Origin of the sequence: Prevotellamassilia timonensis (genome assembly GCF_021531665.1) — a bacterium.
GTDB lineage: Bacteria > Bacteroidota > Bacteroidia > Bacteroidales > Bacteroidaceae > Alloprevotella.
This window is the reverse complement of sequence record NZ_JADYUH010000085.1, coordinates 1-7,237: the sequence shown is the minus strand read 5'-3', so window position 1 is coordinate 7,237 and position 7,237 is coordinate 1. Positions and strand designations below refer to the sequence as shown.

The window sequence follows — 7,237 nt, the reverse complement described above, 5'->3', positions numbered from 1 at the left end:
GCTAAGAAACGAAAAGCGACCAAAACGTAAGCACTTTCTTTTGAACGTTCCTTATCCCGTAATTTATAGAACATCCCTTAAATCAAGACATAGTTGACAAGCACTTAAGATTTCAATCACACGAAAGGGTATAGTTATGTTGGATTTTTTGTTTTGGAATAAGATTGCCCGCATCATCGCACAATTGGCAGAGCGTTTGGACATTTCGACAGACCGAGCGCTGGTGCTTTTCTACGAATCCGAAGTTTGCACCTTCCTTCACAACAAAGAACTCGGCTTGCACCTGATGAGCGACACCTACATCGTGAACGACTTGATTGAGGAACTCAGAAGGAAACAATAGATTCAAAAGAGAGAAAGGAGAAGAGCACATCAATCACATGAAGGAGACTTCCAAGCAAAGAGAATACTCCTCAAAATAATCTCATTGCCACGGCTGACAATTACGTTTCTGTCAGCCGTGGCAACGTTTTTTTCTTGGGAGTTGTCACCTACCGTCCGTTGGGCGGTAAGTGACGAAGTGGCGTGCAAATGGTTCTCATTTTGCAGATTCTGAGTAAAAACCTACTCGGACTTGCGTCACATATCCTCCATGGACAGACCTTTAAATTCAACTTGATACCCACGCAGGAAAGACTTGATGCACTCAAACTTCTTTTCCAACACATGAGGATTGTATTTGAGCGGATTGCGTTTTACCTCCGCCACCGTGGCACGACGATCCAACTTTTCAATCGCAATGAGGTCTATCTCGTTTTCGCTCTTCCCGTCCCACCAGTGCGACACTTCGGTCACTCGCTCCTGTTCGCCATATTGCTGACGAAAATATTTCTCCAAAACCATTCCGCTGAACTGAGGATAGTCCTGCTTGATGATTTCCAAGAGCAAATCGAGTTTTCCAAGTTCCACCACCGACCGATTGGCTTCCACAAAACGGAACCAGAACATCAAGAAACAATCATCAATATAGAACTTCACACCTTGACTGTTGGGCTTTGCCCACATAGGACGTCGTTTGCTGATGAGCGAATACTCCGTTTCGAGCGTATCCAAATACCTGCCTGTGTTCTTTCCGATGATGCTGTCAATCTCTGCCTGGTTGGTTTTCCCTCTGGCGATGAGTTGAAGAATACTGTAGTAAATCTGATATTTCCTGCCAAACTCTCCCACCAGAAGTTCTGTTCCTTCTTCCAAAAAAATGCTTGAAGGACGACACACGGCATGCAACATGTCCCCCCACGTTTTACATCCTTCGTCCATCAGCTGAGCCACATATTTCGCCACACCTCCTGTGATGGCATAGCACATCAAAAGGTCTTCGGGAGTATAGTCCGGATGGTGGTCGGCAAGAATCTGCTTGATGACCGCAGTCGAGAAGGGTTTCAAATCAATGCGTGCTGTTTTACGTCCAAAAAGAGGTTCACGCCTGTCTTCAAAGATTTTACGCATCATGGAGTAGATACTGCCACAAGCAATGAGATGAAACCGAGCCTGTTCATGGTGTTTGTCCCACACTTCTTGAATTTGACTGATGATGCTCTCATCAATATCCATCAAACGCTGAAACTCATCAATGATGAGGGTGACCTTTGTTTGGCGCGAAAAAATCATCAACTCCTCAATGAGCGAAGCCACACGATTCAACTTTCCGTGGATGTGGAGTCCCAAAACATCTTCCACTTGCTGCTGAAAGTCCATGCACTGAAGTTGCTCCGCTTTCTTACCCACAAAGAAATATAAATAGGACTTCCCTTCGAGCGCATGCATCATCAACGTGGTCTTGCCTGTACGGCGGCGTCCCATCAGTACGGTGAACTGAGCACTACTTTCTGCCAAAGAATCCACACGTCTGATTTCCGCCATCTCCTTTTCTCTATCGTAGAACTTCATAAACTTTACAAATTTGTAAATTACAAATAATTTATTTTGCAAAGATAGAGCAAACTATTGAAAAAAGAGGGGTTTATACCAGTTTTTGAGGTTCGCAACTAACACAGGGATTGGCAGGTGAGCGCAAAAAAACGCTCAAACTGCTCGTGCCACCACTCTGCGCACGCCAAAACACATTCAAAAAAGAGTGTGTCGCACAACTCGGTGGACACACTCGTTTTTTAGGGGTATTTAAAAATCAAGGGGAAACTCACTTGATGCTCTTGCCTTCTTTCAGCAAAGCGACAACTTGGGTCATGCCCTTCACCTGCGACTGAGTTTGGGTGGTCAGCGTGTTAAGCAGGCTGGTAGCTGAAGTGACAGCCTTCACGGCTTGCGCCGCTTTCATCGGGTTCTTGATGTTTTTGGCTGCTGCCAGTGCGGCAGGCGCGTTCTTTCCAGCAGCCACCAAAGAGGTGACTTGTGTTTTCAAACCTTCAAGCACGCTGTTGGCTTCTTCGGTTCCAGCGCCGCCGGCAGAAAGTTTCTCATAGAGCGCTTTGATGGAGACGTTGCTCTGCTGGGAAGCCGTGGCAGCCGTGCGCACAGCGGCGCAGAAGTTATCGACTCCGGCTTCGCCCGTGGAGACGGCTTTGGCTTTAAGATACTTTGCAATGGCGCTCTCCGTGTCGGCATTCACGAGGTCGGAGAGGGAAACTTGAGCGGAAAGGCTCATGCAGAAGAATGCTGCAAACAGAGAAAGAATGAACTTTTTCATGTTTTTGAATGTTTAAGTTAAACGATTATGGTTTGTGATGTAAGATTCAAAAGTGATGCGGCAAGGAGGTCTGCACTCTCTTGAACGCCGCAAATTTATGGAAATAGGGGGGGAGGATAGAAGATTTTTCATGTAACTTTTTTGAAATATCTCACGTCATCGCCTTGCCGTCACAAATCGGTCTTTCCCAAAACAGTCCTGCCGGAGGGTGACGGTGTGAAGTCCCGCCTCCTCGAGACACGCCACGGTCACGATGCCCAGCGCACTGTTGATTTCTGTCGCCAGCATGCCGCCGGGACGCAGCCCGCCCTCCACGCAGAAGTCGGCGAGAGCGCGGTGGAACAGCAATGGATTGTCGTCCGGAACGAAGAGCGCAAGCGAGGGTTCATGGTCCGTCACGACAGACTCCATGTCCTTCCGCTCGTGCAGACAGATGTAGGGCGGATTGCTGAGAATCACATCAAACGTTTCGTCGCCTTCGCCATACGGCTGCAACATGTCGCGGTGAAGAAAACGAACGTCGGCGTGCAGGGCTTTTGCGTTTTCACGCGCCACGGCAAGTGCCTCATCGGAGACGTCCCACGCAATCACGTCTGCCGCGGGGAAGCGGAGTTTCAAACTGCACGCCACACAGCCGGAACCTGTCCCGGCATCCAAGACCCGAAGAGGACTGCGACTCTCCAACGACATGCGTTCCAAAGCACGGGCGGCAAGTTCCACAAGTTCCTCCGTCTCGGGGCGCGGGATGAGCACGGCGGGACTGACGCGGAAGGCGTGCCCGCAGAAACGAGCCGTGCCAAGCACGTGTTGGACAGGTTCGCCGGAAACAAGGCGACGAAGCATTCTCTCAAAACGCAGTCGCTCATCTTCCGAAAATGTCCTAACTTTGTCGGCGTAAACATCGGTTCGACTCACACCGAAGCCTTCTTCCAAGACAAGGAGGGCAATGGCTTTCGCCTCACCGGCTCCGTGCAGGGGCATCAGTGCATCACGAAGTGTCTGATAGAGCTGATTCATGTTCTTTCTGAAAAATTTAGGTGGCAGACAAAAGCGCGCCACAAGCACACTTGAAACTTACATAAGTCTCCCATGACCGACGAAACTTTCATGCGGCGCTGCATTGCGCTGGCTCAAAACGGACGCTATCACGCCGCGCCCAACCCGATGGTGGGTTGTTGCATCGTGAGCGGCGGCAGCATCATCGGCGAAGGCTTCCACGCCCGCTGCGGGGAACCTCACGCCGAAGTGAACGCCATCCGCTCCGTCAGAAGTGCCGACCGGGAACGACTGAAAGAGAGCACGCTCTATGTCAGTCTTGAACCTTGTGCCCATTTTGGACGTACGCCGCCCTGTGCGCAGTTGATTCTGCAAAGCGGGATTCCGCGTGTGGTGGTGGGTTGCACCGACCCTTTCTCAAAGGTCTCCGGTCGCGGCATCGCCATGTTGCGCGAAGGCGGCGTGGAAGTGGTGACGGGAGTCTTGGAAGAAGAATGTCGCCGGTTGAATCGGCAGTTCATGACGGCGCAAACGCTTCACCGTCCGTTCATCACGCTGAAGTGGGCTGTCTCGGCAGACGGCTTCCTGGACCGCTGGCGCACAGAACCTGACGAAGCGCCCACCCACCTTTCCAACCCCCGCTCGCAGATGAGGGTCCACAAACTCCGTGCCTCCCACGGCGCCATCCTCGTCGGTCATGCGACCCTGCGACTGGACTGCCCCTCGCTGACGGTGAGGGCATGGTGCGGGGAGAACCCGCAACCCGTCGTGCTGGGCAGAGTGGAAGAGGGAGAACTCCCACAGGGTTTTCAAGCGTTTGACGACATTGACGTCATGCTCTCCACACTCCACGCCGGAGGCTGTCGCTCGCTGCTGGTGGAAGGAGGCAGCCAAACGCTGCAAAGTTTCATTGACCAAGGCTTGTGGGACGCCGCCCACGTGGAGGTCTCAGACTGTGTGCTCGGCAGTGGCGTGCCGGCTCCGCGAATGCCGGCAGGCGTCTGCATGAAAGTGGAGCAAGCTCTCGGGGCGCACTTCCTGCACTACGAGAACCTCTAAGCCTGACGACGAACAACCCGTATGGCGGTGTGTCATAATAGCCAATCTGCTGCGTTGCTATCGGATTCGGGCTTGGTCATGTACCTCTGAGCCTGACGACGAACAACCCGTATTCCTTATATATATAGGAAATATATCACGGAAACACAAGGAACAAAAACTGAACCGGACAACCCACCGACATCAGAGAACACTCACAGAACAAAACATAGAGAGCGTCTTCGACCACGGAGTCGCGTGCAAAATTACTAAAATCATGCTGAACATTCCTCCCATCACCCGTAGCCTCTTGCTCGCCAACGTGGCGTGCTATCTGCTTCAACTCGTCTTCCGCCAAATGGGCATTGAACTTTCCGACCTTTTCGGATTGCACTTCATTCTGGCTGGAAACTTCCACATCTTCCAGCCCGTCACCTACATGTTCCTCCACGGAAGCCTGACCCACCTTTTCTTCAACATGTTTTCCCTTTGGATGTTCGGCGGACTCATCGAACGCACGCTGGGCACCCGCCGCTTCCTCACCTACTACATGGTCTGCGGCATCGGCGCCGCGCTCTGTCAGGAACTCTGGCAGACGGGGGAATATGTGTTGGAAGGAATGTATGCCTATGACTGGGTGCAGGCGGGCAGCCGGATGATTTCGATGGGGGACTTCTTGGACATGTGGACCACGATTGGCGCCTCGGGTGCCTGCTACGGCATTCTCCTCGCCTTCGGCATGCTCTATCCCAACGAGCGCATCATGCTCCTGATTCCGCCCATCCCGATGAAGGCAAAATATTTTGTCGTGGGCTATGCCGCCATCGAACTCTTCTCCGCCTACGCTTCCAACGACAACGTGGCGCACTTCGCCCACCTCGGCGGCATGCTCTTCGGTTGGCTCTGCCTGCACCACTGGAGACGACGTGCCCAGCAGCAGACATTCGGCGGAAGATGGGAAGCATGGGAACCGAGACGACGCCCCTCTGCCGCCGAGCGAGTGCGACAAAAGTGGAATGAACTCTTCTCCGCAAAAAAGAAGGAAAACGGAAATGCCCACCACGCTCCCACCGGAAACCCGGACCACGACTTCAATCTGCAACAAAAAGCACGACAAGAGAGAATGGATGAAATCCTCGACAAAATCCGACTCTCGGGCTACGACTCTCTGACCGAAGAAGAAAAACGAGAACTTTTCCGCATCAGTCGAAATCAATGAAAAAAACTGACAAGAATTCTTCCCCTCTGGCTCATGTCCTCGCTGTCCTCTCTTGGATTGCGGTCTTGGTGCTTTGGGCTTGCGCCGCAGGCATTCGGATTCACCCGCCCGAAAACTTCAAAATCCTGGGGCTCGCCGGCTTCGCCTTCCCCTTTGCCCTGGCTGCCGTGCTCGGCATGGGACTGCTTTGCCTCATCTGCCGACCGCGCATGATTTGGATTACGCTCCTCGGACTGCTCGGCTGCATCAGTACGCTGCGGGACTTCTTCCCCATCAACCTCAGTTCGCCACCGCCGAAGGGCTGCCTGAAGGTCATGACCTATAATGTCCTTGGGTTCAACAACTGGGAACGCGACGAAGACGGGAAACTCGTCATCCCACGCTATCTCCTCTCCGTCAAACCTGACATCATCGCACTGCAGGAGAGCGGAAATGAAAGCAAAGAGAAACGAAAGGAGGTGGAGCAGGAACTGAAGAAGGGAGGCTATCACATCGAATGGGCAGAACAAGAGAAACTCTCCATGGCGTGCGTCTCGCGCTTCCCCATCGTGAAACAGGAAACCGTTTGCGACCACTACTACAACGGGGCGACGGCGTTCTTCCTCCTCACCGCACCGCGCGACACGCTCATCGTCATCAACGTGCATCTGCAAAGCATGGGACTCTCACAGGAGGACAGAAAAAACTACAAACAAATCGTGATGAATCCGAAAGACGCCGACGAGGTCAAAGGGAAACGAACCATCATCAAGAAAATTGTGAACGCAACCTACGAACGCGCTCACCAGGCGGACACCGTGGCAAACTACGTGGCGCGACATGACGACAAGAGAATCATTCTCATGGGCGACATCAACGACACGCCCGTCTCCTACACTCACCATCGCTTCACGGAAAATCTGACCGACGTCTATCGCGCCACGGGGAACGGATTTGGGCGCTCCTTCCACCTTGACGCCATCTACGTCCGCATCGACCACATCTTCTGCTCATCTCACTTCAAGCCTTTCTCCGCCCGCGTCGATCAGACTGTGCCCTTCTCCGACCACTATCCCGTCACGGTCTATCTCAAAGAACAGGGAAACACCACTGCTACCCGATGAGACGGTGTCGGAAAATCTGCCCCCAAAAAATTCTTGGAAATATGGCTGTCCGGTAAAGCTTTTTGTTGTCATCCAACAGGCTTATACCGGACAGCAAACTTTGTTTTAGGACACGCCTTGACTCTACACTATACGTAAATTAAAGGGAAGCAAAAAAACTATCAATAGTTCGTTGAAAATTGGCTAATCACGCAGCGTCCGAGACGCCATAAAATAGGAGTTCTTTGAAATCGT

7 protein-coding genes are annotated in these 7,237 nt (G+C 52.2%); 4 read left to right on the top strand and 3 right to left on the bottom strand.

Annotated elements, in window-relative coordinates:
- Positions 1 to 136: 136 nt before the first annotated feature.
- On the top strand, positions 137 to 343 hold the full coding sequence (locus I6E40_RS10270; protein WP_235387067.1) for a DUF3791 domain-containing protein: 207 nt from the start codon (positions 137 to 139) through the stop codon (positions 341 to 343).
- A 236-nt stretch (positions 344 to 579) separates the two neighbouring features.
- Here the strand turns inward: I6E40_RS10270 and I6E40_RS10265 are convergent, their stop codons facing one another.
- The 3 genes from I6E40_RS10265 to prmC all read right to left on the bottom strand — a co-directional run bounded on the left by I6E40_RS10265 (position 580) and on the right by prmC (position 3,664).
- A complete protein-coding gene (locus tag I6E40_RS10265; protein ID WP_235387065.1) occupies positions 580 to 1,890 on the bottom strand; it encodes an ATP-binding protein in 1,311 nt (436 codons plus the stop codon).
- A 250-nt stretch (positions 1,891 to 2,140) separates the two neighbouring features.
- Positions 2,141 to 2,647, bottom strand: coding sequence for a hypothetical protein (locus I6E40_RS10260; protein WP_235387063.1), 507 nt, complete (start codon positions 2,645 to 2,647; stop codon positions 2,141 to 2,143).
- A 156-nt stretch (positions 2,648 to 2,803) separates the two neighbouring features.
- The gene (gene prmC, locus I6E40_RS10255; RefSeq protein WP_235387061.1) at positions 2,804 to 3,664 is read right to left on the bottom strand and encodes a peptide chain release factor N(5)-glutamine methyltransferase; all 861 of its coding nucleotides are present in this window, start codon (positions 3,662 to 3,664) and stop codon (positions 2,804 to 2,806) included.
- A 72-nt stretch (positions 3,665 to 3,736) separates the two neighbouring features.
- On the opposite strand from prmC, the gene ribD reads away from it, so the two are divergent.
- From ribD to I6E40_RS10240, 3 genes are all read left to right on the top strand, one after another.
- Complete coding sequence (ribD, locus tag I6E40_RS10250; protein WP_235387060.1) at positions 3,737 to 4,702, top strand: bifunctional diaminohydroxyphosphoribosylaminopyrimidine deaminase/5-amino-6-(5-phosphoribosylamino)uracil reductase RibD; 966 nt, start codon at positions 3,737 to 3,739, stop codon at positions 4,700 to 4,702.
- Positions 4,703 to 4,958: 256 nt separating this feature from the next.
- A complete protein-coding gene (locus tag I6E40_RS10245; protein ID WP_235387057.1) occupies positions 4,959 to 5,900 on the top strand; it encodes a rhomboid family intramembrane serine protease in 942 nt (313 codons plus the stop codon).
- Positions 5,897 to 7,003, top strand: coding sequence for an endonuclease/exonuclease/phosphatase family protein (locus I6E40_RS10240; protein WP_235387056.1), 1,107 nt, complete (start codon positions 5,897 to 5,899; stop codon positions 7,001 to 7,003). Before I6E40_RS10245 ends, I6E40_RS10240 begins: the two co-directional genes overlap by 4 nt.
- Positions 7,004 to 7,237: the final 234 nt, after the last annotated feature.